Raw genomic sequence first — 547 nt, forward strand, 5'->3', positions numbered from 1 at the left:
TGTCGTCGTCCAGTCGAGCGGCCCCGTCGAACTCCCGTGGCGCGACGACGTGAGCGCGGTTCTGGAGTCGTGGTACCCCGGACAGGCCGACGGCGACGCGCTCGCGGCCGTCCTGTTCGGTGACGCCGACCCATCGGGACGGCTCCCGGTCACCTTCGCGAACGAGGAAGACTACCCGGTGACCGACGACGCGACGTTCCCGGGAATCGACGGCGAGGTGCAGTACGACGAAAACCTGCTCGTCGGCTACCGGTACTTCGACGCGACCGAGGCTGACCCCGTCTATCCGTTCGGCTACGGGCTGTCCTACGCGGCGTTCGAATACCGCGGCGCGGAACTCGTCGACGAGCGTCGCGTCGAAGTCACGGTCGAGAACGTCTCCGACCGGGCGGGTCGCGAGGTGGTACAGGCGTACGTCCGGCCCTCGAACGCGAGCGACGACCTGCCCGTCCGCGAACTCGGCGGCTTCGAAGCCGTTTCGATTCCGGCCGGTGAGACGGTGACCGTCGACGTCGACCTCGACGACCTCGCGTTCTCGGAGTACGAC

The 547-nt window shown here is 68.2% G+C and carries 1 protein-coding gene; it reads left to right on the forward strand.

The features are described from left to right. On the forward strand, positions 1-547 hold a 547-nt coding region (locus C5B91_RS21380), incomplete at both ends, for a glycoside hydrolase family 3 C-terminal domain-containing protein (protein WP_199708894.1).

Source organism: Haloferax sp. Atlit-10N (assembly GCF_003586325.1).
GTDB classification, from domain to species: domain Archaea; phylum Halobacteriota; class Halobacteria; order Halobacteriales; family Haloferacaceae; genus Haloferax; species Haloferax prahovense.